We start from the raw sequence: 26524 nt of genomic DNA, 5'->3' as shown, positions 1-26524 counted from the left end.
TGAAAACATTTATGCAAAGGACTTTTTATGGATAAAGTTTGTCTAAGTGTCGGTTGAGATCAACCGTTTTCTTTGTAAATTTTATATCATGTTTTTTTTGTAAAAAATGGCAGAGCGTTTGTAAAGCAGGTTGCACCTTTTCCAAAGGTTCTGGTTGAGCAAAGAGATGTCGGCTGAGTCGTTTAAAAGCCTGTTCAATTTCGACTTCAGTCTCTGTATTTGCACTGTTTTGCTCGGCAAGCTTCTGTTTCACTTGTTGATAAAGATCTATCCATTGTTGGCGGCTTGCATCAGATAAGGCAGCTAAATTTTCAATCTGTTGGCACAAATCGATGGAGGCTATTGAAGAGGGCTCAGAAGCGGGTGTGTTATTTTCGGTTTCGTTTTGTTGTTGAAGACGCAGCTGTTTTAACTGTTTTTGACTGCGCCACCAGAGTGCCAAGAGCACTATAGAGACGAACAGCAGTAACAGTATGATAACCCAAACAATAAGGGGAAGAGAGGACTGTTTAGAAGTGGATTGAACGGATTGGTTTAAGGTTTCATGTGAAACTTTTTGCTCTGTCTTTTGATGTTGAGGTGAAGGGGGTTGAGGGGTTAAATTGGCAGAGGGTTTGACAGTGATGACAATAGGTTGAGTTTTCGCAATTTTGACTTGATCCTCTTTTAAAGACCACCAAGGGAGTGAAATTACAGGCAAGCTGAGCTTACCGGCTTTAACAGGCACCAGGAGATAATGAAAGATCTTTTGGCTGACCATCTCTCCATTTTGCCATTGATCACGGCGCTCTATATGATCAAGATAATGTTTGTAGTTTGCAGACTGAGGAAAGTCTATTTTTGGTAGTTGCGCAGATAGCAGTCCTTGAGCGGTCAGGGTGAGGGTGAGCGCTACTGTGTCACCAGCAGTGGCTTGTTGAGGGGCGTTTAATGAAAGTGTCAGGTTGTGTGCGGGTAGCCAAGCGGCTTGAGCGGGATAGTTTTTAGGGTGCGGTTTTACTTTTAAAGTGATTGGATCAGATTGAAGATGCAGCATTTTTAAAAAACCTTGCCACTGGGCACGCCCCCTAAAAGAAGCTGGTGCAATCTTGAGCGTTCCACTCTGTTGGGGGTAGAGCACATAATCCCACTCATAGACTTGATAAGTTGTTCCATGCAACTGTTTAAGGTACATTTTTTGGTTGACCACCAGCTGATTAAGCGTGCCTTTAAATTGAGGCGCACGTAAATTACCATCAATCAGCTGACCTTGATAAAACAGGCGTAAACGATAATGGACGGCTTGTTGCACATAGGGATGCAATGGATCCGCTGTTGCTTGTAAAAAGAATGCCGCTTTTTGATCGCCTTGATTCCTCGACATCGGCTGCACATGGATCTTAATCGGCGTACTTTTCACGCCCTCGATTTCAAAAGGCGGAATCATCAAAACCCCCTCTTGTTTAGGCAAGAGCGTCAACTGCCATTGTGTTTGCATGCTGTATTGGCCCTTCACAAATTGCACATTCGAGCCGACTTGCTGACTTAAGAGCTCAAATTGATCCATAAGGCGATCAAAATGGGGAGAAGCGGTGGTCGGGAAATCTGCCGTGAGGGTTAAGGTGAGCACATCGCCCATTTCAATCTCGGTGCGATCCACTTGCGCTTTGAGCGTTTTAGCAAACACAGCCGAATGTATGAAACATAAGAGCGTAAACAGCCCAATGAGCAAAAAATGGGGAAGGGGGTATAATCGTTTATTCATGTTTATCGGTTACCAAATCTTTTTCGGTTCAGGACGCGGTTCCTGTTGCTGATATTGATATTCAAACTTGCGCTGGATAAAGCGTTGCGGTTCATCCGGAATTTGGTTTAACCAAGTCTGCTGTGCCTGTTTTTGTTCGCTATTTTTTTGCATTTTAGGGGGTGTCGCCAATGCCGCCTTCGTTTCACTTTGTTGAGCAGCTTGGTCACCTAGTTTTAAATTTTTTGCCGACTTTTCCCCCTGCTTTAAGGTTTTTTGGGTATCTCGCGCGACACTGCCTTGTGGCTGGGTTGTTTGAGCCGCTTGCTTCGGCTTTTGTTGAGTGGTGCTTGAGTCATTAGAGCCTTGGTTGTGCGCTTTTTGTTCACTCTGTGCCGATTGGGTTTGAGCGGGCTTTTCAGCTTTTTCAGTTTGTTTTTTCTCTTCTTGATGAGGTTTTGAAGTTTTAGGCGGCTTCTGAGGGGGTTGATTAGGCTTCGCTGCTGTGGGGGGTTTATCTTGAGGCGTTTGCTGCGATGGCGCATTTTGTGTGAGCAGTTTTTGCACTAGCTTAAGGTTATGTGTAATTTTTGATTTCAATTGAGGGTTGGGGTGCAGTTTCAGGGCGGCTTGATAGGCTTTTTCTGCCGCTTTAAATTGACCCAGTTGGGCATAACTATTGCCCAGATTATAAAGACTCAGCGGCGTTTTAACTTTTTTAAATGCTTTAATCGCTTCTTGATAACGTCCCAATTTATAGAGTGTCACCCCATGCCAAACGGGGTCTTCAAACAGATCTTCAGCCGCTTCATAATGTTTTTTCTTAAATTCCTCATAAGCCTGTTTATCCATCGTTTCCCAAAAACTGGGCAGCTCTAATGCCCAGGTGAGAGGGGCATAGGCAAAAAAACCGCTTCCGATCAGCAGCAGGACTGGGAAAATTGGCAAATTTTTTAACTTTTTGCTTCTTTTTGTCATCGACTGAGCCATCCTCTTCTAAACCCCATGGCTAAGAGGGGGATGAGTAGCCATAAAAGATAGGGGCCCATATTGAGCCATTGAGTGACCTCTTTGCTTTTTGCCTCTGGTTTCTGTTTTGTAAAGTTTAATCCTGAGGGGAGCAGCTGTTCTATATCGGAATTATCTAGCGTAATGGGTGTTAAGTGGGCATGCGTGGCTTGGGCAAAGGCTGTTATTCGTGCCACAGGGACTTTGGCGATAACGACTTGGCCTTTATCCTCTTTTAAAACACCCTGTTGCGGAATGGGGATGGGCGCCCCCGCTTGTGTTCCAACCCTTAGAATACTTAAAGATACTTGCGCATTTTGTAAAAGGTTTTGTAAGGCCTTGGCTTTCTCGGGCGCTAAATCATCCGTGACCCAAATGAGATGTCCTTGTTTAATATGCGCGCCTTTAAGTAGCTGCAGCGCTTTTTTAAATGCTGCTACAGGATCTGATCCATAGCGTGGCATAATTAAAGGACTTAAATGCGGTAGGAGCGCTTTAAGGGTGGCATTGTCTTTGGAAACTGGGACCAATGCATGCGCAGAGCCCGCATAGGCCACCAAACCCATGGGCACCTCGGGGTGTTGATTCAGTAAATCCAATAGGGTGAGTCGGGCTTGGGTTAAGCGATTGGGTTTGAGGTCTTGAGCCAGCATCGAAAGAGAAAGATCTAAAATGATAACACTGCCGGTTTCAGTCTCATTGGCTGGAATTTTGACCTGCTTCCAAGTAGGGCCTGCCAAAGCGGTAATCGCCAATAGCCAAATCAAGGCCAAACCTAAAAAAGGTAGGGCATTTTGTGATTGGGCTTGCGCTTCTTCCAGTAAAACCGGTTGGAACTCTGGATCAATCACTTGCGACCAGTTACCTTCTGAACGTTGCTGTTTCCACAAACCCCAGAGCAGCAAAACGGCAGGGATTAAGGCTAAAAACCAGATGGGCGTGAGAAAATGAAAATGACTCAAACTCATTGATCCCGCCTCTGTGGTGAAAAAGCCAGACGAGCGTGTTTAAACAGCCGCCAAAATGCCCAGCCAAAACTCATTAAGAGCGCTAAGCCTAAAGGCCAGGCATAGAGCTCGGTGCGAAGGCGATACTGATTGAGTTGATAAGGCGTTGCCTCTAGCTGATTGATCAATTGATACACTTTCTGTAGCTGCTGCACATCCGAAGCCAAGAAGAATTGCCCCCCAGTGATTTGGGCAATTTTTTGTAACGTCTTCACATCCATTTCACCGCTGGCCTGGATCAACCCGCCTAAAGCTGAATGACTCACTTGCCCAACGCCAATGGTATAGATTTTCAGTCCCATCTGTTTGGCTTTTTCTGCGGCTTCCAAAGGCGAAACCACACCAGCCGTATTCGAGCCATCTGTCAGTAGAATTAATACCGCACGGTTCTGCTGACCCCCTAATTGCGCCAAATGCTTGAGCGTTAGTCCAATCGCATCCCCAATGGCCGTATGATTGCCTGCCATGCCAATTTGGGTTTCATCTAGCAGCCGTGCCAAAGTCGAGAGATCATAAGTCAGTGGGCTTTGAATAAATGCTTGGGTGCCAAACACCACCAGTGCCATGCGATCCCCTTGGCGTTGGTGGATAAACTGTTTGACCACCGATTTAACCGCAGTGAGTCGGTCCACATGATGACCGCCTAAACGCATGTCTGGTTTTTCCATGGAGCCGGAGAGGTCCACGGCCAGAATGAGATTTTTGCCAGTCTGTTGAAAAGGGGTCGGACTCAGATACCAAATGGGACGCATGGCAGCGACAATCACCAGTAACCATAGCAATAGGGCAAACCATGGCATTTTATGCGTATGAGCTTCAGGTTGAATCAGGTTGGACTGTTTCAAGACCGGCATCAGCTGCTGCACCAAATGCGGCGCATACAACGGCACTTGCGTTTGTGGCGCGGGTTTTAGAATCAGGCGGATGATGAAAGGCAGAGGGAGAAACGTCATCATCCATGGCCAGATAAAATCCAAGTTCACCCAAGCGGTGTGTAGGGTTTGCCAAACATCCATAAATGACAACATTATTGATGGTGTCCTTTCAGCCATTTCTGTGCATAGTCACTCAAAATTTGCAGGTCGTCATCGGTGGCTTGTGCCGCATAGGCTTTTTGTAAAATGGCCAGCAATTGCTCTGGTTGTGGGATGGACACGCAGTAGGTTTTTAAAAATTCAACCCAAGCTTGTCCACTCAGCGCCGCGGTTTCTTGACGACCATAATAGGTGATCGCTGCTTGTTTTAACAGGGCATTGATGCGGAGAATTTTTTCACTGCTGGTCGCCTCGCTTTGTAAAATGGCTTTCAATTGCTGTTGCGCTTCTTTGCGATAATAGTGGCGGCGTTTTTTATCCATTTTATACCAGATAAAACCGGATAAAAAACCGCTGAAGCCCACAATTAAAACCCAAGCTAAATGAGAAAGTGGCCACCAGCCAATGGGATCGGGTAAGGCGATGTCTTGGAGTTGGCTTAACAACACTTGCTGCCCTGGGGTTATCATAAGATCACCCCTTTTTGTATGAGGGCTGTAATGGGTTCGACATCGGTGCGGAGTTCAAAAAAAGGCACTTTTTGCGTCATGAATTGGGTCTTAATGGCTTTGAGACGGTTTTCATACTGCGCTTGGTATAGTTGTCGCCACTTCGGCATCTCGCTGTCGAGTTGGATTTCTGCTTCGCCATCACTCAATTTTACGCTGCCGAGATGAGGCAGCTGTCGCTCTAAGCGATCATAAATATGGCAGGCGATAAGGTCATGCTGCCGTTTTAATTGCTGAATTTGGTTAAGCGCTGCCACATCCATCCCCAAAAAGTCGCCAATGAGAATCAGTTGTCCGCCCGGTTTAAGATGGCTTTTCATCTGTCTTAGATGGTTGGCCCACAGCGTGGGCTGGTAAGCTTGAGGACGCTTAAGTTGTTTTTGGAGATTGAGACCTTTTTGTAGCAAATTCATCACCGATGTTTGGTGGTGTTTGGGCGCGATCCAATGCCCCTGTTGGTGATTAAAAATATAGCTGCCAATGCGGTCATTTTGTTGCAAAGTGAGCCAAGAAAAAATGGCGGCGACCTGTAAAGCCTGCACACTTTTAAATCGAATACGGCTGCCAAAAAAGAGCTCAGGACTCAGTTGTAAGCAGATCACAACCGGCTGCTCCTGCTCCTCGGTATAGATTTTGGTATGGGGCTTTTGTGTGCGTGCGGTGACTCGCCAATCGATGGTGCGGACATCATCTCCCGGCTGATATTGACGCACTTCTGAAAACACCATGCCTCGCCCTTTTTGTAGCGCATGATGACTGCCACTGATTTGCGTCCACAGTTTTTGTTGGGATTTAAGACGTCGCGTGCGCACCCCTTGTCGCAGAGCGATTAAATCCTCTAAATTGGCATAGAGACCACGATTAAGCTGTGTCATAACGCATTAGAAGGCTTAGATGACCGGCACATGAGTCAAAATGAGATCTACAATGGCATCAGCAGAGATCTGTTCCGCTTCGGCTTCAAAGGAAAGCAAAAGACGGTGGCGCAACACATCGTGAATGACCGCTTGCACATCTTCAGGAGACACAAAACTTTCGCCTTGCAGCCAAGCATGGGCGCGTGCAGCACGAGAAAGTGCTAAAGTGGCTCGAGGACTGACGCCATATTGTAAATAGCGTTTTAAGGCTTCACTGTATTTTTCGGGCGTCCGCGTCGCCATAATGCAAGCGACGATATAGGTTTTCACATTGTCACTCATCGTCAGGTCTAAGATGGCTTTTCGCGCCGCAAAAATCTGCTGTTGCTGAATTTTAACGGATTGAGTCTGTGGCGTTTGCGAGGTGATCTCCATACGCGCTTCCTTTTCCACCAACTCTAGAATCTGCCGTTCGCTGTCAAAATCGGGATAATCGATCATCACCTGCAGCATAAAACGGTCTAACTGCGCTTCAGGCAAAGGGTAGGTGCCTTCCTGTTCAATAGGATTTTGCGTCGCCATCACCAAAAACAGCTCAGGCAAGGCCATTGAGTGTCCGCCCACACTGACTTGCCGTTCTGCCATCGCTTCTAAAAGTGCCGCTTGCACCTTGGCGGGCGCTCGGTTAATTTCATCCGCTAAAATCAAATTATGAAAAATAGGTCCCGGTTGAAACTCAAAGCTATGGGTTTCAGGGCGATAGATATCGGTGCCGGTAATGTCAGAAGGCAACAGGTCCGGCGTAAACTGGATGCGCTGAAAATCGGCTTCAATCAAGGAAGAGAGTGTTTGAATCGCTTTGGTTTTGGCCAGACCAGGGGGTCCTTCAACCAATAGATGCCCATCCGCTAACAGCGCAATCAATAGCCGCTCAATTAAATGTGGCTGACCAATAATGTGCGATTGCAGCTGCTGCTTCAACTCGCTAAAGGCTTCAAAAAGATCGGATTCGGTGAATGGTTGTGTCATAAAGGCAATGGTTCCTCTTTATTTGAAGGTGCTATTTTAGTCAAAATAAGCCCTAAAGATAAGCTTATCCATAAATTATTGAAAAATAATATAAAATATTAATGATTCGATAATGCTTATGGTTCTATAATTAACAACTTATGATAGAATTTTTATGCAAGTAAATAGTCTGGTTTAGAGAAAATGATATGCAAACGGTTTCAGCTCAGTGGTCAGATCTCTCTAGCTTAGAAAGTCTAAAATCGCAACTGCCAAAAACCTATCGCAGTTTGTTGGTCCAAGTGTTTTGGGGAAAAGAGAAGACCGAAGAGATTCCTATTTTGCAGCAGCAGTTAAAGCAAGTTTTTCCCCATGCTCAGGTGATGGGAACGCTCAGTGCGGGTGAAATTTTGCATGGCAAGGTGTTAGAACAGCAAGTCATTATTGTGGTTTCTGCTTTTACGCAGACAGAGGTTAAGACCTTTTTATTAGAGCGAGTGCATCAGACTGCAGGTTGTTCATCTCTTATTGAGCATCAACTCATGCCCATTGTTAAAAGCTGCGCTTCCCCCAAATTGTTGCTCTGTTTGCTTGATGGTGCCTGTGATGGAGATGCCTTTGTTCATGCCGTTGGACGTCTTAATCCAGATTTGCCCATTGCGGGAGGCTTAGGAAGAGGGCCTATCACGGCTGTTTTTGATGGTGAGCGAATGGTGCCCTATGGTGCAGTGATTGCTATTTTAAACAGTGAGGTTTTGCAAGTTCATCAACAGTTTAATTTTAACTGGAAACCGATCGGTCCTAAATTTAGGGTGACCAAAGCAGAAAAAAATATTATTTATGAGATTGAAGGACAAAAAGCGTTAGATTTTTATGCTAAGTATCTCGATAGAGAACTTGTTGAACAGTTTATGCCTTTAATTGCAGCGGAGTTTCCTTTGGTGTTTGAAAAAGGGGGGGTGCTGGTGGCTCGTGCCTGGTTACAGGTACTGGATGATGGCGCTTTACTCTATGCAGGAGACTTTGAGTCAGAACAGGTTGTACAGTTTGGAATGGGGGCTGGGGATCAAATTTTAGAAGACTCTCTTAAACAGAGTCAAAACTTATTGCGCTATCCAGTTGAAACGATTTATCTCTACTCTTGTGTTGCACGAAAATTGCTTTTAGGCGATGAAATTGAATATGAAACCGCGCCGTTAAATCAAATTGCACCGACCAATGGTTTTTTTACCTATGGGGAGTTGGGGCATCAGCATCATCAAAATATGCTGCTGAATCAAACGCTCACGATGGTGGCCCTTTCAGAAGGGAATGCGCCTGTTAAGAGGTCTTCGATTCAATGGGATACAAATTTCAAAAAAAATGTAGGGTCTTTGAAAGATGCAATGTTGAAGGCTATGGCACATTTATCGACCCAACTGGCTGAGGAACTCGAGCAAGCAAAAGAGGCCTATGCTCGGTTGGCTGAGCATGACCAACTGACGCAGTTATTTAATCGTTATGGGGGGGAACGCATTCTGGAAGCTGAGCTGGCGCGCGCCAGTCGTGAAAAAACGCCTTTAGCCATTGCGATTATCGATATTGATTTCTTTAAAAAGGTCAATGATACCTATGGTCATCAGGCGGGAGATGAAGTGCTGAAAAGATTGGCCACATTGATGCAAACCCATACACGAAAGTATGACAGTGTCATTCGTTGGGGAGGTGAAGAGTTTTTAATTGTTTTTCCCCATACGACAGCAGAGCAGGCAAAAGCAGTTTTAGACAAATTACGCAGCAGGTTTGCCAAAGAGCGGTTTGATTTTATGCCGGAGTCGGTGACTTTTAGTGGAGGTGTCAGTGAATGTCAACTGAAAAAAGAAGAGCGAACCGCGTTAAAAGAAGCAGATGACGCGCTTTATCAAGCCAAACAGGCGGGACGTAACCAAATTGTGATTGCTCAAAGTGATGCTTCAAGTGAACCTTCTTAGGGCGCCTCTGCTAAAACAACGGCTCTTAATGGAGCCGGGTAGCCTTCCACGGTTTGCGTTGGGTCATTAGGGTCTAAAAAGTCTTTTAAGGAGTTCCATTCCATCCATTCCGTTGACCGCTGTTCTTCGGTAGAGGTTTGGTCAAGATCTACACAGCGCACATTCTGATAGCCGCAGCGTGTCATCCAGTGCACTAATTCTGAAACCGAAGGCAGAAACCAAACATTTTTCATCTGTGCGTAGCGGTCTCGAGGGAGTAAGATTTGGCCATAGGCTTCAGGGATCACTAAGGTTTCCAGCACCAATTCTCCGCCAGATTTGAGATGGCGTTTTAAATCCAGTAGGTGGTCAATGGGCGAGCGGCGATGGTACAGCACCCCCATGGAAAACACCGTATCAAAATCACCCCCATAAGGCGTGGTTGGGAGTTGTTCTAGGGTCAGTGGTAAAAACCAAGCGGGTAGCGTATGACCGACAAAATGTTTGACCGCTAAAAACTGGGTCATAAACAGCAAACTTGGATCTACACCGACAGCAAAACGCGCCCCTTCTCCAAGCATACGCCACAGATGATAGCCGCTGCCGCAGCCGATATCCAATACCTTTTTTCCAGCTAAAGGGCTCAGATGCGGTAACACCCGATCCCATTTCCAATCAGAGCGCCATTCGGTATCAATATAGATGCCTTCTAAATCAAAGGGTCCTTTACGCCAAGGTTTTAACGCTTGCAATGCGCTTTTTAGCTGCGCTTGCTGTTCAAAATGTTTTGAGCGTGCTGTGATGGCTGAGGCGTTGAGTTGATGGGTTTCACTACTAGGCATCTGCATAATGTGCTCGATTGCAGGCAGCCAACGAGGGAGATTGCCATTGTTTTCAGGGCTTAAGGCTGTCTCTAACAGTGGGGGCAAACTCTGCTGCCAGCTTTCAAGACGGGTATTCTGTAGTTTTGGCCAAAAATTTTCGTAATGGGCAAAGTAGTGTTTCACATGGAACCTCTATGCTTTAATGGCTAAAAAAGAGGCGAAATTATAAGCTTGAAACCAGGTGGCTGCACTGTTAAAACCGACCTTTTTTAGACGATCGAGATGAACGGCTTCACTGTCGCTGATGAGGACATTTTCTAAAGAAGCGCGTTTTTGACTGATTTCCAGTTCAGAGTAGCCATTGGCGCGTTTAAATTGTAGGTGAAGGGCTTCAATGGCGTTTTGAATGGCTGGGTCTACAAAATGGATTTTTTCTGAGAGAATCAGAATGCCGCCAGGGTTTAACCCTTGATAGATCTTCTCCAAAATCTGTTGCCGCTTTTCGGGCGCGATAAATTGTAGGGTAAAATTCATCACCACTACTGAAGCATTTTCTATAGGCGTCTGAAGCATATCTTCACAGCGCAACTCGACTTCAATGTCTGAATGAAAAGCGGACACATAGCTTTGAGCACGTTCGATCATCGGTTGGGCATTATCGACAGCAATGATTTTACAGTGGGGGTGAGGCAGTTTGCGTCGCATGGTGAGCGTGACGGCGCCTAAAGAGCAGCCTAAGTCATACAGTTGACTATTGGGCTGAGCAAACTGTTGCGTCAGTTCACCAATGCCGGTCAAAATGGTTTGATAACCAGGTACTGAGCGTTGAATCATGTCCGGAAACACACTGGCGACGGATTCATCAAACTGGAAAGCCCCTAAGGCTTCATAGGGTTGGGCAAATAGGGTGTCTTTTTCAAATTGCATATTATCGTCCTTAGTAGCGCGCTTTTAATTTGGCGACGCGTTTTAAATGCCACTGTTCTGGATGGCTTTGCGCTTCAACTTGGTTTTCAATGGGATCAGGGAGTTCGGAATTAAAATCCAATCCGGTTGCCGCTTCTACGGTATCGACGGACACCACAAATTTCATTAAGCTGGCTTTCGCACTGGCCGTTTGCGGCATGATAAAGGCCAACATTTTGGGGGTGGGGTCTTCTGGGGTACCGGGGCGAATAAAAACTTTGTAAAACGCTTTAGGAATCGCAATGCGAGGATGCAGTTTAAACCGCGGTGGATCGGAGTCAAAAATGGGGCCAGTGATCACCCAAATTTCCGGATACCATTTAGAAAAATAGTCTGCGGCCACCTCTTCCAGTCTTTGCCAAGCTTTTTGATTGAGGTGACTTTTTTGCGGGGTAATATTGGTCATTAAAAAGGTCTCTTCCTGTGCGGCGCGTCCATAACGGCTGGCAATGAGATAGTTGGGCGCCATATGACCTCGATCATAGTGGCTATGGCGATAATCCTCTGGTTCGACGGGAAAAGGCGAGCGCCAGTCCGCCTTAAAAGGGGGGCGAGGACCGATATATGAGTACCGTTTAGGAATGATTTTATAGGTCACCCATAAAGGATTGCCGAGCCATTCAGAGTAACCGACGAGGTAGGCTCGGTTGCGTAAAATATGCACCAAGTTTTTTAAGTCGTGCTCCCCTTTAGGCATCCCCATATAGCTCATGGCGGGACGCGCTACCTTGACCTCATAAATCCACATGCTGCCTAAAATGGCAGTAATGAGAAGGGTGAGAAAGGTGATGTTTTTGAAAGAAAGTTGTTTACGCATCAGTCTGTTTCTTTTTGGCTAAAAGATGAATATAACGCCCCATGTGACGATAGGTTGGCCGTCGACAGTAACGATATTCCAACTGCAACAGCTCATCCAGCGAACTTTTTTCCAATACTTCATGGGTAAGATAATCATAAAACACGCGAATGCCGGTTTGCATCTCAATTTCAAACCCCATCGCTTCAAGCCAATCGATGACCACTTCAGGATATTGAGGGTTAGGAGGGGTCAGTTTTTTGCCCTTGCCAATATAAGCGTCTTGTAGAAGGTGTTGCCAACGCCATTCGCCTTTGAGCACATTGGTGTAGATTAATGCATTACGATTATAGAAGAGCAGAGATAAATAACCATTTGGCTGCACTTTTTGCGCCACGGTTTTCAGGGTTTTTTCAGGTTCAGCGAGCCACTCCAAAACCGCATGAAACAGCACCAACTCAAATTGTGGCAGTTTAGGAGCTAAGGTTTGGGCGCTGCCATGCAAAAAGGTGGCGGGCAATTCGGCCGCCTGAAATTTCTGTTGTGCCTTATAGAGCATCTGCTGCGAAAGGTCGCATAAAGTGAGACGATGACCCGCTTCTGCTAGCCACTGGCTGATCTGTCCCAAACCGCAGCCGGCATCCCAGACATTGAGCGGCGCTGGCTGATCGCGAAGGGCTTGTAAATCTTCTTTAAGGAGTTTTAGCCGCCATTCACCTTTAAGGGTGCCATACACTTTTTCTTCAAACTTTTCAGCCAAGCGGTCAAAATTACGGTCTTGTAAGGGTTTTTTGGGTGATTTTTCCATAAGGGATATTATATTCGAGCGGCTGATTGAAATTGATATAAAGCGTTCATGGTTTATAATTGGGTTTTAGTTTTAGCGTCTCAGAGGTTAAGTTTGCACGATTCAACGGTACAGATTTTAGCGCAAAACCCCTTAGGCAAAGATTTTGTGATCGGTGATATTCATGGTCATTATTCAGAATTGATGCAAACTTTAAACTCAGTGGCTTTTGATTTTGAACGAGATCGACTGATTTGTTGTGGGGATTTGGTCGATAAGGGACCCGAACCAGAAAAAGTAGTGGCGCTATTAAGTGAGCCCTGGTTTTTTTCGGTGCGCGGTAATCATGACCAGTTTATTGTGGATCAATTCCACGAGGCATTTCATCAAGAACGCGTTTTATTATGGGGTGGCTATGCGGAAATGACACCGCAGCAGGTGCATCAAAAATATGCGGGTACCTGGTTTGTCCAGCTTCCAGACGCTGTGCAGCAGTCGCTAGCAGCGACTTTAAATCAATTGCCCTATGCGTTAGAAGTGAAAACGAAACAGGGTAGGGTTGGGATTTGTCATGCAGGGGTCCCATTACAATTTAACGATTGGCAAGATTTTGTGCAGCAATTGCAGCGTCCAGAAGGAGAAGGGCGTAAAATTAAAGAGTTGGCCTTAAGACATCGCGATCCCGCTTTTCAAAACAACCGTTATATTCGAGGGATTGACCAAACTTACCACGGCCATACCGGCTTTAGACAAATCCATACCATTGGCAATAGTTGTTGGATTGATACTTTCGAAAAGCGTCAGCAATTTACTTTGATTGAGCTGACTTAACTAGTCAGTGACCACTTGGTTTTTACCCCCTTTTTTCGCACGATACATTGCAGCATCAAGCCGATTAAAAATTGAAGCTTGGGTTTCATTTTTGCGTAGGTTGGCGACACCGACGCTGACCGTGACCGGTTGATTGATTAAAGATTTGAGAATGGCATCCTGTTCTATTTTGTGGCGCAGAGCTTCAGCGATATCACTGGCTTGTTGTAAAGTCGTCTCTTTGAGCATAATAATAAACTCTTCACCGCCCCAGCGGGCAATGAGCGTATCGTTTTTAAAGTGATCAAGTAAAATTTGACTGACTCGGGTGAGGACTTTGTCACCAGTGGCATGCCCAAATTGATCATTAATCTGTTTAAAGTTATCAATATCAAAAAAAATGAAACTCAGTAAAGCAGGAGTGCTCTCTTTTAAATGTTCTGAAAACCATTGATCAAAACGGTCATTAAAAAATCGACGATTTTTTAATTTTGTGAGCGGATCATTATTGGCTAAGAAAATAAGACGCCGATTTTGTTGGCGGATAATGGCTAAAACCAGTATCGAAATGATGCTGGTGATCAGCAGTGAAATAAAGAGGTTGAGGTAAAAGGTTTGGTAAGCTTGGCGGGTAAAATCCTCCAGCTTGGCTTGAAGCATGAGGTAAGCATCGAGTTCTGGGATATATTTGCTGTTAATTAAAAACTCTTCACCTTGATGGGAAAATTCTAAGATTTGGTGATCACTTGAGAGGATTTGAGGTTTCAGTTGAGCCAATTCGGGGATCTCATTCAGGTTTGTAAATTGATCCTCGGTGTTTTCATGTAACAGCACTTGCCCCTGTCTATTTATAAAATAGACCTTAAACTGGTATTGAGTACGAAAGTGCTTTAAGATTTTTTGAATAGAAGACATTCTCATACCGACCCCCGTTGCCCCCAGCAACACGCCATCTTTCGAAAAAATTTTTTGATTGATAAACAGCAATAAGCCCTGATCCAGTTTGTCGTTGTAATCGATATTGAATTCCTGATTTTGAGCTGAGTTTTTAAACTTAAAGTACCATTGATTATCGGCAACCTGAGGATTGAGTTTTTCAATCAAACCATTTTGCGTGTAGTAGTGAAGGGTTTTATCTGAGACAAGGTGGGCCACAAACAAGTCATATCTGTTTGTGAGGGTCTCTAAGTAATTTTGAATTTTTGAGACATCGGATTCATTATTCTGTAGCCAATTGTGGACAAAAGTGTCATGTGCCATCACAGAAGCAATGAGATTTGGCTGAATAATGTTTTCTTGAATGCCGGTTGAAATCGCATCAATCGAAATGGGAAAAGAATGGGTTTTAAGCGCTTCTTTCTTGGCCTGCAGAGAAAAATGGAAATTAAGAAAGGAGATCAAAAGAGAAGATAAAATTAATAGAAAGATGATCAGAATACTCATCTTTGAATGATGAAGCTTCATGGCCTTGAACCCATAATGGTTTTGTAGCTTCAGTGTAACACTTTATAACTATAGGATTTATAAAGAATGATGATTCTATTATTCAGTAATTTGATTCGGTAAGCCCCTCCAAACGATATAATTTGATGACATCTACTGGATGAAGTGCCACTTTTAAGGCATACTGATAGATTTTAGAAAATTATTTGGCTTAAGATTCCTTGGGTTTGAGGTTAAGTCTAAGCTTAGGGATCAGCGCCACATTTTGCTATGAAAAACGCTTAAAAAATCTATACTCACAGAGACGGATAAAGGCCGTAGAAAAAGTGTCAAATACAGATTAAGGAATATTTATGCAAGCAGAATTTGTCAAACTTAAGCAGCATCTACAATCGGTCATTATTGGTCAAGAAACCTTATTAGAACGGATGATGATTGGGTTGCTGACAGGCGGGCATATCTTACTGGAAGGACCACCGGGTTTGGCAAAGACCACAGCGGTTAAGGCGTTATCGGAAGGGGTGCATGCCAGTTTTCAACGGATTCAGTTTACGCCGGATTTGATGCCGGGAGATGTGATGGGGTCGGATATTTTAGATCCGAAAACCGGGCAATTGGTCTTTGTCAAAGGGCCAATTTTTAATGAGATTGTGCTCGCGGATGAGATTAACCGTGCGCCACCCAAAGTGCAGTCTGCTCTGTTGGAAGCAATGGCGGAAAAACAGGTAACCGCAGGTGGGCAGACGCGCGCTTTACCTGAACTGTTTTTGGTATTGGCAACGCAAAATCCTTTAGAGCAGAGTGGGACCTATCCCTTACCTGAAGCACAATTAGATCGGTTTATGCTACATGTGATATTGGACTATCCTTCTGAAGAAGAGGAGCTGAAAATTTTACAGTTGGATCGGCAGCGGCATTTTGGTGAGGATCATGCCAAACCAGAGGCGTTTTTAACGCCAGAGATGGTTCTGCAAGCAAGAAAACAGGTGGCAGAGGTTTATATTTCACCCGCCGTGGAGCGATATATGGTCGCTTTGGTCAGTGCAACGCGTCATTTAGCGCAGCTTGACGAAGCCTTAGCGCATGTCGTCGAAATTGGGGCTTCACCGCGCGCATCGCTCTCTCTGCTGCATGCAGCCAGTGCCAAAGCGTGGTTGGCTAATCGAAATTTTGTGACGCCGGACGATGTTGCTGAGGTCTTACCGGATATTTTGCGTCACCGTTTGGCGATCAGTTTCAGTGGTCGAGCGCATCAGTGGACAGCTGATAAAGTGATTGCACGCATGTTGGAAAAAGTGCCCGTGCCGGCTGATGCAGAATAGGTTTCACATGAAACTTTTTTCCTTTCTGCGCGGTGTGACGCCGAGTGTTCAAAAAACGGTGGAAGAGCCTATTTTTTCTGAGTTTCAAATTCTGGAGCTGGCAGAAGAACTCTCTTTAATGCCACAGGTGATCAGTGAATTACATCGTTTAAGCACCGCTTTTAAAAAAGGGGAGCAGCCTAGCCCCTATCGTGGCAGTGGCTTTGAGTATGATGAGAGTCGCCTCTACCAAAGGGGAGATGAAGTGCGTCATCTGAATTGGCGGTTGATGGCGCGAACTGGGAAAGCTTATAGCAAGCTGTTTCAAGAAGAACGACAAGAGCGCTGGATGATTGTACTCGATATGCGTTCACCCATGCGATTGGGTACGCGTAAACGACTGAAAGTGACTCAAGGTATTCGCGTGGCCGGATATTACGCCTGGTTAGCGCAGCAATCAGGTTTTCCATTGACTGCAGTAGCGATGACTGAAGCGGTGGATGTGAGTCCCATTTTTGAGGGTAAAAACAGTTATGCAGAAGTGATGCACCATCTTTCTCGTCCATGCCCACTAATAGCTGAAGAAGAAATGCCCAATTTAGAAGGGGTCTTGCAAACGTTGCAATCCCACCTATCTCCAGGCATGCGTTTAATCCTGATCAGTGATTTTATTGACCTAAGCGAACAGAGCTTATGGTTGCTTTCAAGTTTACAGTCTTGTGTGCAATTAAAGATGGTGCAGATCGTCGATGTTGCAGAGTTAAATCTGCCACTCGCTTCCGGTATTCAGCTACAAGGCATTGACGGTCAACAGAAGGTGTTATCTGAAATTCGTGGCGCTTATGCTCAGTGGGCACACGATTATTTTGCGCAAAAGGTGAATGCCTATCAACAGGCGGATCTTTCCGTCAAATGGCTGAAAACAGATGATGAATTGGCACAATTGACGACTGAGGAAGATCAATTGCCAAACTGGCTAAAAGAGCGGCTAGATCATGGCTAAAGAAACGGCTTTACTCGATATTGAACCGCTTTTGCCGATAGGTGGGGACTGGGTGTATGTTTTGCAGTGGGTCATGGGTATTTTGCTAGCGGGTATTGTCCTCTGGGTAGGCTTCTTATTTTTGCGTCGCCATCTTCCGAGTCTACAGCAGCGTTGGTTAAAAAAGAAATGGTTGCGGCAACTGGAAAGTTTTACTGATGCGCAATGCGCCTCTAAGCGATTAAAAAAATGGCTATTACGGCGCTATGTACACCTTAAAAAATGGCCACTGAATGCAGAACAGCAACAACAACTCAATCTTTGGTTGTTTAGTTCAGCACCGGTTGACTGTCACGCTTTAAAAGTCTGGATAGAAACACTGCCAGTGGCAGATTGGCGCTCAAGCGTTAGGAGGCTGGCGGATGTTTGAGTGGCTATTTTCTGCTTTACAACAGCTCACAAGTGTGGATTGGCATCAAGTTCAATTCCGGCATTTTGAATGGTTTATTGGGGGTATGGTTGTCGTGATGGCGTTGCTTTTTCTGCATCTATGGCGACCGGCGTCGACCGATTTAGAACAGGGCGTAGCCAGCCGTTTTGTCCGTTTTCGCCATTCCTTAATTCATCTGTTTGTATCGAAGACGGCGGCAAATGCGTCAAATCAAGGCGGGCTGAAGTGGCTCCTGTATCCCTTAAGAGTGTTGGTGCTGCTGTTTGCGCTGCTGGCTTTGGCGCAACCGGAGTGGATAAAACCGCTCAAATCTCAAACCAGTACGCAATCATCGCGGGACATTCAATTTGTGGTCGAAAGTTCAGTCACCTTTGTCTTGCCAGACTACGAGCTAAATGGCAAACCGGTGGAGAGAATGCAGGTGGTGAAGGCGGTGTTAGAAGATTTTATGCAACAGCTAAAAGGCAATCGCTTTGGGCTCTCCATTTTTGCAGAACAGGCCTATATGCTGTTGCCGATGACCTCAGATGCCCGTGCGGCTCAATTGAGCCTACAGCGCCTGAAACCGTTTTTGGCCGGCCGAACAGATGAAGGCATGGGCGAAGCTTTGGGCTTAGCATTACAGCAGATTGACCAAGAAGGCACTTCACCTAACCGTATCCTTGTATTGATAAGTGATGGGTTAAGCCGTCCCAGTGCCATGCCTTTAAAATCTATTGTGCAGTATGCGCAAGCGATGAATGTGCCGATCTATACCATCGGCATCGGTGCGGGCAGTGGTCAAGCGGATAGACGTCAATATGCGGGGTTAAATTACGCCCCTCTGGATCCGACGATTTTAAAATGGTTGGCGCAGCAAACCGGAGGGGACTACTTCCGTGTCAGCAGTGGAGAAGCTCTGCAGCAGGTGTTGGCTGAGATTCGGGCATCTGCCGGTAAACCGGTGGTGTTACCCCCACCCCCACCACAGCACATTCCTCTCTATTTCTGGCCGTTAAAGGTCGCCGTCGCCTTATTATTGCTGTATGTTGCGCTGCTCTCTGTGCATGCAAATCGAATGGCACGGCAGGGAGGGCAGGCATGAATTGGGCGGCGTTACATTGGCGTGAACCTTTTTGGCTTCTTTTTACGGTGTTGCCATGGTTGCTTTGGTTGGGTCAACGATTGTGGCAAAGGCAGCAACAGAGTCAATATGCAGATCCCGCTCTGTGGCCTTGGGTGAAGGTGTCTAAGGCTGAGCATCCTGCTAAGAATTGGAAGCAACGCTTACTTTGGGGGATGAAAAAACTCAGCTCACCCCTCGCTTTTTTAACAGTGGCATGGCTGGCATGGATGATTGCATTAGCTGGACCGCGCACCTTACAGTCATCCATTCAACAGCAGCAGCGGAATGGGGTGGATATTCTGGTGGTAATGGATCTTTCTCGATCCATGGAGGCAAAAGATGTGCTGCCCAATCGTTTTGAATTTGCTAAAGCTTGGATCAGTGCGATTAACCAGCAACTTGCCCCGGCCGATCGTATTGGGTTGTTAGGCTATCAAGCCTACCCGCATCTTATTGTGCCACTCACTCAAGATAAGGGATTGTTTGCCCATTTTTTACAGCTGACTGAACCGGACATGATGCCGACACGGGGTAGCCGCTTAAAAACGGCATTGGTGGAAGCGCATCGGCTATTGAAACAGACAGCAGAACAGCCGACTTTATTGCTGGTATTCACTAATGGCCAACCCAATGCCTGGCACTTACAGCCGGATCCCGACGGCTATGCCAGATTGCAGCAAGATTCGATTGAAACCTATCTTTATGGTGTAGGCACGCCAAAACCGGTACCGCTAGAGCATGATGATCCAGCACAACCGAATGCTTATCTCCATGTGAATGGCCTACTGGTGAAAACTCGGCTGGAAGAGGCTTTTTTACGCAAAGTGGCTGAACAGGTAGGGGGATCCTATGAAAAACTGTCGGCCGACCATCGCCAAATTAACCAATTGCTCAAACGCATTGCCGTCAAAGCGAATCCTCAGACATTGAATGAGCAGACCACCCAGTGGCAGGATCACAGCTTACCTTTTATAGCGCTTGGGATTTTAGCGCTATTGTTGGCTTGGTTTCGGATTAAAATGCCATTAAAACTTCAGCATAAAAGCCCTCCACCGCTGGCAGGACTGGGGATTTTGACTTTTTTCACGCTTTTTTCTCTGAGTTTGATTTCTCAACCGGTGGCGGCCGCGCAACTGGATTGGCAACAGATGCGCAAAGCCAAATTGGCTTATGAAGCTTATCAAAATAAGGATTATGCATTGGCTACGCAGTATTTTGATGAGGTGGGTGGCTTTGTAGGCTGGTTTAATGCTGGCGATGCAGCTTATCGTAACCAAGATTGGGCGTCAGCCGTCTTCTATTTTCGCTACGCTTTTCAAGCGGCGAACAGTGATCATGAACGTGCGCAAGCCTTGTATAATCTTGGTAATACCTATTATCAAACGCGTCTCTATCAAAAAGCGATTGAGGCTTATCAAGGGGCTTTGCACTATCAAGCGTCTTATCCGAAAGCACAACACAACTTAAAGTTGGCAGAAAAGCAGTTGCAAAAAGCCCAGCGTAATCAACCAGGCAAGCAGAAAAAAGGTGTTGGAGGCGGTAACAATCCTCAGCAAGAGGGGGCTTTTTATGGTGGGCAGAAGCCTTCAGAAAAGCCAAAACCAGGTCAAGGGGGTGAAGACCAGATAGAAACTCAAGCCGGCCCGAAAGACAAATTTGTGTTACCGCAAATAGAGGCGCCTACTGAGTATGGGGTTCAACCGGGCATGTCTCAAACTCTAGAGATCGGCGCTGAGGGCAGTGGACTGAATCCGGAAGCGCAAGCCATCTTGCAGGATGAACAGCAGCAAAAGGTGATTTCCGATATTGAAGGGCGATTGCGTCAAGTGAAGGATAAACAAAGGGTGTTATTAAAACGCATTTTTGAACGGGAAGAAGGCTATATGGCTCCGCAAAAAGTGCCGCATCAGATGCCTGGGATTCAACCTTGGTAGTAAAAAGGTTTTAAAGGTTTTAGAGTATGCAAAGAAAGTATCAGAATGTGTGGTTGATTGTATGCATGAGCTGGGTGATCAGTGGATGGTTTACCTTGGCTTATGCAGAGACAAATGTAGAGGCGCATGCACAAGCCTTGGCGCCGGCAAAAGTGCATTTTTCGCGTACGCAACTCAAGATGGGCGAGTTTACCACACTCTATATTCGGGGCGCTCAGATTGAGCAAGCGTTTACCCCAGCCATCGTTAAACAGCTCAAGCAGTACTGGATGATTTTTAAAGTGGAGGGGGATGAGGACTTTGTGCGCGTCACCCTCTATCCGCAAAAGCCTGGACAGTTTACCTTTCCGGCCATTGATGCCGGCCGGATTCAACTGCCACCACAGGTTTTCCATATTGCGCCGAACCCTGAAGTGCAAGTGAGCTGGCAGCCAGACAGTACAAAGCTCTTTGCGCATCAAACGTTGAACTGGAAGGTGATGGTTCATCTATCGGATCCGGCTTATCGTGGCACTTTGCATCTGTTTGAAGCGCAAAAAATCGAGTCGTCACCTAACACTTATCAAGTCGATCATTCAGATTACCGTGCCTTAAGTCATGGCACCGCCATTGCCGAAAGAAAAACGAAAAATCAGGGAGTAGAGCAGCTGTTTATGGCGGCTTATACCTTTAAACAAGCAGGGGTGATTCGTGCAGTCAATCCTTATTTAGAGGTGCAAAATCGTTCTCAGCAACCCTGGCATTTTTTCCCCTATCCTGATCGCCATCACCTGTTTCATGTGAAACCTCTCCCAAGTTATTTGCCGTTTAATCTGCCTGTGGGTCGGTTAGCTTTAAAAGCCGAAGCGCTGCCATTGTGGATAGAATCCGGTGATCTGGTTAACTGGGCGATAACGCTTAAGGGGATTTCAGTGCCAGCTGATTCCTTGCCGAGTTTAGAGGATCAGTTGGTTGCGGATACTCAGGTACAGTGGCTGGCCAATCAAATTCAGAAATCCGAACAGCTGACAGCACAAGGACTGGTGAGCCAAGCGAAAATTGATCAACCGCTGCGTTTTTTAAGTTGGGGGCAGCATGTCTTGCCGGAACTACGTTTATTAAGTTTCAATCCAGCCACAGAAAAAGTGCAAACGACTGTTTTACCTGCTCAAACCGTTTGGGTGTGGCCAGCGGGGGCTAAGCTGATCATGCAACTGTTGATTTTTCTATTGGGCATCACCTTATTGAGTTTCAGTATTTGGGGGTTAACGCTGCAACAGCAATATAAACGCTGGCTGGCGCGTACACAGCGAGCTGAAACGCCAGAAGCGCTCTGGTGCGCACTGCAAAACTGTATGCACTGGATGCTGGATCAACCAGAAGTGGCATGTGACGGCGAGAAAAAACAGATTGGCGCTCCAGTTCAACAGACATTTGAAGCCTATATGTTTAAATTGGGGCGGAAAGGTGCGCTTCCGCTATGGGTAGAGACGCTAAATCAACAACTCTTTAGTGAGCAAGGTTCGCGCAATGAGGAGGATTTTCAGGTTTTGAAACAACAAGCTTTAAAATGGTGTCAGCAGCAAACAGTTTGGCAGAAAATTCGTTACCAACTGATGCAAACTTTGCCTAGGATCGCTTTATGGCGTAAGCGTGGTTAAGACGGTGCTAAAAGTCTTTAAAGATTGATTTAAATTTTTTCCAGGCAATATAGCTGGCATAAGCAAAAGAGAGGGCAATCACGGTTAAACCGATTTTTTCCATCAAAAGGGAAAAGCTATTTTCTCTAACCAAGCTGGGGATAATCAGTAGGATGCCAATGACAGCTCCTAAGGAGAAGGTCTTTAAAGCCGTTTTTAAAATAGTGTTGCGCAGTAATTGTTTGTGTTCTTTAGATCCAATTTCCATCTGTTTCTCCAAATAAAGAGACCTTTGCACGAGATGGTTCTACGGCTAAAAATGGCTTCATGCAAAGGTCTCATAAAAAACCTTTGCATGAAGCCATTGTAGTCATAAAAGGATTCCATGCAAAGGTTTGAAAGCCTAGCCAAATGAGCAGGGCAGTTAAATCATTACAGGTGCTGATTTACCCATTGGGTAAACTGTGGCAAACTCAGCGCGCCTGAAATACGATCCACTTCTTGACCATTTTTGAAGATGGCTAGGGTTGGGATTGAGCGAATACCAAATTGTGCGGCCACCTGTTGTTCGTTTTCCGTATTTATTTTGACAAAACGCGCACGGGGTTCAATTTGTGCCGCAGCTTGAGCAAAAGTTGGGGCAAACATTTTACAGGGCCCGCACCAAGGCGCCCAAAAATCGACCACTAAAGGTTGGTCGGTTTTTTGCAAGGCGCGTAAAAACTGTTGACCATTCATCTCGACGGGTTGTCCAGTAAACAGAGGTCGTTTACATTTACCACAGGTGGGTTGGCTATTGAGTTTTTCATCTGGCACACGGTTTAACGCGCCACAGTGTGGACACATAATAATCATTGTAAAGTCTCCTATTTAGTTCGTTATCAACTTAATAGGTGCGTCCAGCACTTTTTCAAGGTCTATTTAAGCCAATCGGGTACTGGACTTTCCCGTCTTCCTGCTTCAAAGCCTTCATTGACAAAACCGTGTAAGGTTTTATCATGAGCATAGATCAGCTCAACGAGTTTGGGGTCTTCAGCGGTTAATTTTGCTTCAACGCCATTTTCAATGGGATGATATTCCATTTTGATTTGATCACGATATTCAAACAGTGCGGCAAAAAGCGGGTCCCAAGAACGAACCGCGCGACCTTTACCAAACCGGCGTTTCATCCCTTCTACATGTTCAATCAGTACTTTTACCAGTTCTGGATTGTCACTGGTCGTGCGCACAGTAATCCCATTGGGCAGTTTTTCGGTTTCCCGTTTCAGCTCAGTATGGCGTTCCAGCAATTTGTGAAACAGTGCTTGGTCAGCTTTGTGTTCCGCGTCGGAACCGCGTCCGTGTCGATAGGCTCTATGATTTTCTGTCATAAGCATTCCTTTTTTTTAAAAAAAAAGCACGACCCTAATCGGTATCGTGCTTAATTCTGAGGAGCAAAATGGATAAAAGAAATATATCCATAGATTAATTATATTGATAGTTGATAAATGAAACTATGGAGTAATCATTGAGATGCAGTTATTTGGCTTGAGAACCGTAGCTTAAACCGGCCAAAGTTTCATTCTGTTCATGGGCGTCGCGTTGCTCCAAAGATTCTGAGTCTTTGATAAATTGATGAGTGGCTAAATCTTGTTCTGCACGACTTTTTTGTAAACCGGCTTCGGATAAAGTGACTGTGGTGTTGTCACTGGCGGATGTTTTAGGGGCTTCACGGTCAGAAACCTTCTCTTTTGCCTCTTCGTTAGGAAAGAGATGGTTGGCATAAGCGGTTTGCGCGACAGAAGTCAGTATGGGGTTAATGGTTGACATGGTTAAACCCTCCAAATGCATCCAAAATTTGAGTATAACGCTAAAAAGCTATGAATACAATAAAAATCAATGCGTTAAGGGCATTATGATGTATTTTGGGATAATCGTTAGAGTGAGAGATAGAGTTTTTCAAAAGTTAACAGCCATTGAGAAAAAACGGGCAGCGATGCTTGACTGCTAATAATAATTTCAGAAAGCGTGTAGTCTTTAAGTGAATAGCCTGCAACCGCACACGCTAAGGTGATGAGATAGTGACACTCAGCTTTTGTGAACTTGTGATTGGGTAAAAAATAGGTCGTTTTCGCTAAAAGGGTGGCGTATAGAATCTCAGGCGCCTGCTTTTCAGAAAGGTGGTGTTGTTTTAAATCTCTTTCATCAATCCCTTTTTCATAGAGTATTTCCAGCAGCTGTTGTAATGAGCGTGTGCTAAATAAGTCTTCTGCCAGATCTCTTGCATTGGGGGGCAGCTGTTGCATTAATGCCGTTTCGTACTTATTTTCGATTAAGTCCACAATGATGCCTTTTTAAATGATATGTGCGTTCATATTCATGATGAAATAAAGGAGAGGTCTAAGTGATACCCAAAAATTTTTTATGATTAAACCTTACTTAATTTAGTAGTATAATCAATCAATTATTTAAATTTTTTATTAAAAAAGCATGACTTACTCATAATGAAGAAGATTTCTCATCCTTTAGCGGCCTATTTAGATGCCGTGCCAGATTTTCCCAAACCGGGAATACTGTTTCAAGACATTTCACCCTTATTAAAATCTCATTTTACCGAAACCATTGATGCCATGAGTGCACTTTTTTCTGAAGAAGAGTGGCAGCAGGTGGATTATTTAGCGGGCATTGAATCTCGCGGTTTTATCTTTGCTTCTGCGCTCGCTTATAAACACAATAAAGGATTTATTAAAATTCGTAAACCAGGCAAGCTGCCCAATGTCGCCGCGTCTATCTGTTATGGGTTGGAATATGGCTCAGATGAGTTAGAGATGCAGCAAGGAGATGGCAAAAAAGTTTTTATTTTAGATGATCTAATTGCGACGGGTGGTTCTATGAAAGCCGCTGCACAACTGTGTGAGCAAGTGGGTTATGAGGTTGCCGGCATGGCCTGTCTCATTGAACTTACAGCGCTTAACCATTTTGATTACCACGGACAAAAAGTTCGCAGTGTCATTCAAATGGAGGATGAGTGAGTTTATGAAACTGCCTCGTTTAACCAAAAGTATCTTTTTAGATCAATTTTTGTTTATGCAGTTTGTGGGGGTGCTAATGGGTTTAGCCTTCCCGCATTTTTTGACATGGTATGGCTTTCCCGCTGAACAAGTGGAAACTTTTCAGTTTTATTTGATCTCTCTAGTGGCAGGTCAGGTGGTGGGACTGATCAGCTTTTTATTGATTTCGACGGTGATTCGTCCGCATTTAAAACTGCTGTCTCAGAGAATGGAAGAGATTGCCAATAATTTAAAAAATAAAGATTTTTTTCAGGAGGGTATCAAGTGTGCAGACGGTTTTTGTGATATTCATGTTGTCTCAAAAGATGAAATTGGGACCACTGCTCAAGCCTATAATGAAATGCTGCATGCACTGATTCAATCGCATGACATCGAGGTAGTTTATAACAAATTTACTAAAATTATCTCGGAAAATATGGCGCTTAAAAGTCTCTCAGAGAAGACGATAGAGCTCTTAATTGATTCCACGCGCATTAAAGCAGCGGCAGTGCTCGTGTTAAACAATGCTGATCTGAAATTGGCCGCTTCCATTGGTATTCTGCAGCCAGAGGGATTGCTCGAGCATGAAATGGTTGAAAATGCCATTGCGCATAAAAAAAGCTATCATATCTCTCTGCCAACCGATATAGAGCTTGACGGGGTGTTAACAAAATTTCGTCCAACAGAAGTTTTTGTCGAGCCTTTAGAGTATAAAGGCGTCGTTTCAGGCGTATTGGTCGCAGCCAAAGGGGGGCAACCTGCGGATGAGCGAACGCGCCAACTGCTTCAATTAATTAGACGCAGTATTGGTCTGGCGATTAATAATGTGTTGACGCATCAACGTTTTCAGAAATTGGCAGCTTATGATCCTTTAACCAATATTTATAATCGCCGTTTTGGTCTGGAGCGGTTAAAAGAGAGTTTTAACCATGCGGTCAGAGAACGCTCGTCTTTAAGCTGTGCAATGTTGGATATCGATCACTTTAAAGCCATTAATGATACCTATGGTCACTTGGTCGGCGATAAAGTCATTGTGATGGTGGCGCAAACGATTCAGAAAGTGTTGCGCGATGGAGATATGGTCATCCGCTATGGGGGTGAAGAGTTCTTGGTGGTCATGCAAGGCGCTTCAACCGAAGATGCGAGAACTGTGTGTGAACGGATTCGTCATCGCATCAAAGATACAGAAATTACAGAAGACAGTCAAAAATTCCATATTTCAGTAAGTTGTGGTATCGCTACTTATCCTAGGGTACCTGCGAATTCTGAAATGGAGTTAATTAATGCAGCGGATCAAGCGCTCTATTTGGCGAAAGAGCGTGGACGAGACCGCATTGTTATTTATAATGAGATAAAGAATGTAAAAGCTTGTGAAGTGTAAC

Annotated in this window: 27 protein-coding genes; 10 read left to right on the top strand and 17 right to left on the bottom strand. The window is 45.1% G+C overall.

From position 1 onward, the window contains the following. Positions 1-25 precede the first annotated feature (25 nt). From ACYQ05_RS06670 to ACYQ05_RS06640, 7 genes are all read right to left on the bottom strand, one after another. Complete coding sequence (locus tag ACYQ05_RS06670; RefSeq protein ID WP_459819530.1) at positions 26-1666, bottom strand: BatD family protein; 1641 nt, start codon at positions 1664-1666, stop codon at positions 26-28. Positions 1667-1753: 87 nt separating this feature from the next. Continuing rightward, positions 1754-2701, bottom strand: coding sequence for a tetratricopeptide repeat protein (locus ACYQ05_RS06665; protein WP_459819528.1), 948 nt, complete (start codon positions 2699-2701; stop codon positions 1754-1756). Beyond that, positions 2698-3699: a VWA domain-containing protein gene (locus ACYQ05_RS06660; protein WP_459819526.1), complete on the bottom strand. Its 1002-nt coding sequence runs from the start codon at positions 3697-3699 to the stop codon at positions 2698-2700. Before ACYQ05_RS06660 ends, ACYQ05_RS06665 begins: the two co-directional genes overlap by 4 nt. Continuing rightward, on the bottom strand, positions 3696-4766 hold the full coding sequence (locus tag ACYQ05_RS06655; protein ID WP_459819524.1) for a VWA domain-containing protein: 1071 nt from the start codon (positions 4764-4766) through the stop codon (positions 3696-3698). Before ACYQ05_RS06655 ends, ACYQ05_RS06660 begins: the two co-directional genes overlap by 4 nt. After that, complete coding sequence (locus ACYQ05_RS06650; RefSeq protein WP_459819522.1) at positions 4766-5242, bottom strand: DUF4381 domain-containing protein; 477 nt, start codon at positions 5240-5242, stop codon at positions 4766-4768. Before ACYQ05_RS06650 ends, ACYQ05_RS06655 begins: the two co-directional genes overlap by 1 nt. Then, positions 5239-6156, bottom strand: coding sequence for a DUF58 domain-containing protein (locus tag ACYQ05_RS06645; RefSeq protein ID WP_459819520.1), 918 nt, complete (start codon positions 6154-6156; stop codon positions 5239-5241). The genes ACYQ05_RS06650 and ACYQ05_RS06645 overlap by 4 nt, the downstream gene beginning before the upstream one ends. Positions 6157-6171: 15 nt before the next feature. Then, positions 6172-7167: an AAA family ATPase gene (locus ACYQ05_RS06640; protein ID WP_459819518.1), complete on the bottom strand. Its 996-nt coding sequence runs from the start codon at positions 7165-7167 to the stop codon at positions 6172-6174. Between the two features lie 188 nt (positions 7168-7355). Between ACYQ05_RS06640 and ACYQ05_RS06635 the strand changes: the two genes are divergently transcribed. Beyond that, positions 7356-9116: a sensor domain-containing diguanylate cyclase gene (locus tag ACYQ05_RS06635; protein WP_459819517.1), complete on the top strand. Its 1761-nt coding sequence runs from the start codon at positions 7356-7358 to the stop codon at positions 9114-9116. Here the strand turns inward: ACYQ05_RS06635 and cmoB are convergent. From cmoB to ACYQ05_RS06615, 4 genes are read right to left on the bottom strand one after another with little or no spacing between them, the layout of a single operon-like run. Next, the gene (gene cmoB, locus ACYQ05_RS06630; RefSeq protein ID WP_459819515.1) at positions 9113-10102 is read right to left on the bottom strand and encodes a tRNA 5-methoxyuridine(34)/uridine 5-oxyacetic acid(34) synthase CmoB; all 990 of its coding nucleotides are present in this window, start codon (positions 10100-10102) and stop codon (positions 9113-9115) included. The two genes, ACYQ05_RS06635 and cmoB, sit on opposite strands and share 4 nt — an antisense overlap. Before the next feature lie 9 nt (positions 10103-10111). Then, positions 10112-10846: a carboxy-S-adenosyl-L-methionine synthase CmoA gene (gene cmoA, locus ACYQ05_RS06625; RefSeq protein WP_459819513.1), complete on the bottom strand. Its 735-nt coding sequence runs from the start codon at positions 10844-10846 to the stop codon at positions 10112-10114. A 10-nt stretch (positions 10847-10856) separates the two neighbouring features. Next, entirely contained in the window at positions 10857-11702 is an 846-nt protein-coding gene (locus ACYQ05_RS06620; protein WP_459819511.1) for a DNA/RNA non-specific endonuclease, read from the bottom strand. Next, positions 11695-12489, bottom strand: coding sequence for a methyltransferase domain-containing protein (locus ACYQ05_RS06615; protein WP_459819509.1), 795 nt, complete (start codon positions 12487-12489; stop codon positions 11695-11697). The genes ACYQ05_RS06620 and ACYQ05_RS06615 overlap by 8 nt, the downstream gene beginning before the upstream one ends. A 93-nt stretch (positions 12490-12582) precedes the next feature. Between ACYQ05_RS06615 and ACYQ05_RS06610 the strand changes: the two genes are divergently transcribed. After that, positions 12583-13299, top strand: a complete 717-nt coding sequence (locus ACYQ05_RS06610) for a metallophosphoesterase (RefSeq protein ID WP_459819507.1) — start codon at positions 12583-12585, stop codon at positions 13297-13299. Here ACYQ05_RS06610 and ACYQ05_RS06605 read toward each other — a convergent pair whose 3' ends face one another. Next, positions 13300-14721 carry a sensor domain-containing diguanylate cyclase gene (locus tag ACYQ05_RS06605; RefSeq protein WP_459819505.1) on the bottom strand — a complete coding sequence of 474 codons (1422 nt, stop codon included), beginning with the start codon at positions 14719-14721 and terminating at the stop codon, positions 13300-13302. A gap of 353 nt (positions 14722-15074) precedes the next feature. Here ACYQ05_RS06605 and ACYQ05_RS06600 point away from each other — a divergent pair, with 353 nt between their 5' ends. From ACYQ05_RS06600 to ACYQ05_RS06575, 6 genes are read left to right on the top strand one after another with little or no spacing between them, the layout of a single operon-like run. Beyond that, on the top strand, positions 15075-16043 hold the full coding sequence (locus ACYQ05_RS06600; RefSeq protein ID WP_459819503.1) for an AAA family ATPase: 969 nt from the start codon (positions 15075-15077) through the stop codon (positions 16041-16043). Positions 16044-16050: 7 nt separating this feature from the next. Continuing rightward, positions 16051-17025 carry a DUF58 domain-containing protein gene (locus tag ACYQ05_RS06595; RefSeq protein ID WP_459819501.1) on the top strand — a complete coding sequence of 325 codons (975 nt, stop codon included), beginning with the start codon at positions 16051-16053 and terminating at the stop codon, positions 17023-17025. Continuing rightward, positions 17018-17434, top strand: coding sequence for a hypothetical protein (locus tag ACYQ05_RS06590; RefSeq protein ID WP_459819499.1), 417 nt, complete (start codon positions 17018-17020; stop codon positions 17432-17434). The genes ACYQ05_RS06595 and ACYQ05_RS06590 overlap by 8 nt, the downstream gene beginning before the upstream one ends. Continuing rightward, positions 17427-18539 carry a vWA domain-containing protein gene (locus ACYQ05_RS06585; protein WP_459819497.1) on the top strand — a complete coding sequence of 371 codons (1113 nt, stop codon included), beginning with the start codon at positions 17427-17429 and terminating at the stop codon, positions 18537-18539. Before ACYQ05_RS06590 ends, ACYQ05_RS06585 begins: the two co-directional genes overlap by 8 nt. Further along, positions 18536-20494, top strand: coding sequence for a vWA domain-containing protein (locus ACYQ05_RS06580; protein ID WP_459819496.1), 1959 nt, complete (start codon positions 18536-18538; stop codon positions 20492-20494). The genes ACYQ05_RS06585 and ACYQ05_RS06580 overlap by 4 nt, the downstream gene beginning before the upstream one ends. A gap of 26 nt (positions 20495-20520) precedes the next feature. Beyond that, complete coding sequence (locus tag ACYQ05_RS06575; RefSeq protein WP_459819494.1) at positions 20521-22134, top strand: hypothetical protein; 1614 nt, start codon at positions 20521-20523, stop codon at positions 22132-22134. A 7-nt stretch (positions 22135-22141) separates the two neighbouring features. Here the strand turns inward: ACYQ05_RS06575 and ACYQ05_RS06570 are convergent, their stop codons facing one another. The 5 genes from ACYQ05_RS06570 to ACYQ05_RS06550 all read right to left on the bottom strand — a co-directional run bounded on the left by ACYQ05_RS06570 (position 22142) and on the right by ACYQ05_RS06550 (position 24434). After that, the gene (locus ACYQ05_RS06570; protein WP_459819492.1) at positions 22142-22381 is read right to left on the bottom strand and encodes a hypothetical protein; all 240 of its coding nucleotides are present in this window, start codon (positions 22379-22381) and stop codon (positions 22142-22144) included. A gap of 164 nt (positions 22382-22545) precedes the next feature. Further along, entirely contained in the window at positions 22546-22968 is a 423-nt protein-coding gene (trxC, locus tag ACYQ05_RS06565; protein ID WP_459819490.1) for a thioredoxin TrxC, read from the bottom strand. Positions 22969-23030: 62 nt separating this feature from the next. Beyond that, the gene (locus tag ACYQ05_RS06560) at positions 23031-23483 is read right to left on the bottom strand and encodes a hypothetical protein (RefSeq protein ID WP_459819488.1); all 453 of its coding nucleotides are present in this window, start codon (positions 23481-23483) and stop codon (positions 23031-23033) included. Between the two features lie 148 nt (positions 23484-23631). Next, the gene (locus tag ACYQ05_RS06555; RefSeq protein WP_459819486.1) at positions 23632-23922 is read right to left on the bottom strand and encodes a hypothetical protein; all 291 of its coding nucleotides are present in this window, start codon (positions 23920-23922) and stop codon (positions 23632-23634) included. 107 nt (positions 23923-24029) lie between these two features. Next, on the bottom strand, positions 24030-24434 hold the full coding sequence (locus tag ACYQ05_RS06550; protein WP_459819484.1) for a hypothetical protein: 405 nt from the start codon (positions 24432-24434) through the stop codon (positions 24030-24032). 162 nt (positions 24435-24596) lie between these two features. Between ACYQ05_RS06550 and ACYQ05_RS06545 the strand changes: the two genes are divergently transcribed. After that, positions 24597-25124, top strand: a complete 528-nt coding sequence (locus ACYQ05_RS06545; RefSeq protein ID WP_459819482.1) for an adenine phosphoribosyltransferase — start codon at positions 24597-24599, stop codon at positions 25122-25124. Between the two features lie 4 nt (positions 25125-25128). Continuing rightward, on the top strand, positions 25129-26523 hold the full coding sequence (locus ACYQ05_RS06540; protein ID WP_459819480.1) for a GGDEF domain-containing protein: 1395 nt from the start codon (positions 25129-25131) through the stop codon (positions 26521-26523). The last annotated feature ends 1 nt before the right edge of the window (position 26524 follow it).

The organism is Galenea microaerophila, assembly GCF_054657255.1.
Note: the sequence above shows the minus strand (reverse complement) of the source record. Positions and strands in the feature narration are given on the sequence as shown.

Excerpts from the sequence above, each read along its gene's own strand:
- ACYQ05_RS06665 (WP_459819528.1), bottom strand. The coding sequence starts at position 2,701 with ATGACAAAAAGAAGCAAAAAGTTAAAAAATTTGCCAATTTTCCCAGTC.
- ACYQ05_RS06660 (WP_459819526.1), bottom strand. The coding sequence starts at position 3,699 with ATGAGTTTGAGTCATTTTCATTTTCTCACGCCCATCTGGTTTTTAGCC.
- ACYQ05_RS06655 (WP_459819524.1), bottom strand. The coding sequence starts at position 4,766 with ATGTTGTCATTTATGGATGTTTGGCAAACCCTACACACCGCTTGGGTG.
- ACYQ05_RS06650 (WP_459819522.1), bottom strand. The coding sequence starts at position 5,242 with ATGATAACCCCAGGGCAGCAAGTGTTGTTAAGCCAACTCCAAGACATC.
- ACYQ05_RS06645 (WP_459819520.1), bottom strand. The coding sequence starts at position 6,156 with ATGACACAGCTTAATCGTGGTCTCTATGCCAATTTAGAGGATTTAATC.
- ACYQ05_RS06640 (WP_459819518.1), bottom strand. The coding sequence starts at position 7,167 with ATGACACAACCATTCACCGAATCCGATCTTTTTGAAGCCTTTAGCGAG.
- ACYQ05_RS06635 (WP_459819517.1), top strand. The coding sequence starts at position 7,356 with ATGCAAACGGTTTCAGCTCAGTGGTCAGATCTCTCTAGCTTAGAAAGT.
- cmoA (WP_459819513.1), bottom strand. The coding sequence starts at position 10,846 with ATGCAATTTGAAAAAGACACCCTATTTGCCCAACCCTATGAAGCCTTA.
- ACYQ05_RS06620 (WP_459819511.1), bottom strand. The coding sequence starts at position 11,702 with ATGCGTAAACAACTTTCTTTCAAAAACATCACCTTTCTCACCCTTCTC.
- ACYQ05_RS06615 (WP_459819509.1), bottom strand. The coding sequence starts at position 12,489 with ATGGAAAAATCACCCAAAAAACCCTTACAAGACCGTAATTTTGACCGC.
- ACYQ05_RS06605 (WP_459819505.1), bottom strand. The coding sequence starts at position 14,721 with ATGAGTATTCTGATCATCTTTCTATTAATTTTATCTTCTCTTTTGATC.
- ACYQ05_RS06600 (WP_459819503.1), top strand. The coding sequence starts at position 15,075 with ATGCAAGCAGAATTTGTCAAACTTAAGCAGCATCTACAATCGGTCATT.
- ACYQ05_RS06595 (WP_459819501.1), top strand. The coding sequence starts at position 16,051 with ATGAAACTTTTTTCCTTTCTGCGCGGTGTGACGCCGAGTGTTCAAAAA.
- ACYQ05_RS06590 (WP_459819499.1), top strand. The coding sequence starts at position 17,018 with ATGGCTAAAGAAACGGCTTTACTCGATATTGAACCGCTTTTGCCGATA.
- ACYQ05_RS06585 (WP_459819497.1), top strand. The coding sequence starts at position 17,427 with ATGTTTGAGTGGCTATTTTCTGCTTTACAACAGCTCACAAGTGTGGAT.
- ACYQ05_RS06580 (WP_459819496.1), top strand. The coding sequence starts at position 18,536 with ATGAATTGGGCGGCGTTACATTGGCGTGAACCTTTTTGGCTTCTTTTT.
- ACYQ05_RS06575 (WP_459819494.1), top strand. The coding sequence starts at position 20,521 with ATGCAAAGAAAGTATCAGAATGTGTGGTTGATTGTATGCATGAGCTGG.
- ACYQ05_RS06570 (WP_459819492.1), bottom strand. The coding sequence starts at position 22,381 with ATGGAAATTGGATCTAAAGAACACAAACAATTACTGCGCAACACTATT.
- trxC (WP_459819490.1), bottom strand. The coding sequence starts at position 22,968 with ATGATTATTATGTGTCCACACTGTGGCGCGTTAAACCGTGTGCCAGAT.
- ACYQ05_RS06560 (WP_459819488.1), bottom strand. The coding sequence starts at position 23,483 with ATGACAGAAAATCATAGAGCCTATCGACACGGACGCGGTTCCGACGCG.
- ACYQ05_RS06555 (WP_459819486.1), bottom strand. The coding sequence starts at position 23,922 with ATGTCAACCATTAACCCCATACTGACTTCTGTCGCGCAAACCGCTTAT.
- ACYQ05_RS06545 (WP_459819482.1), top strand. The coding sequence starts at position 24,597 with ATGAAGAAGATTTCTCATCCTTTAGCGGCCTATTTAGATGCCGTGCCA.
- ACYQ05_RS06540 (WP_459819480.1), top strand. The coding sequence starts at position 25,129 with ATGAAACTGCCTCGTTTAACCAAAAGTATCTTTTTAGATCAATTTTTG.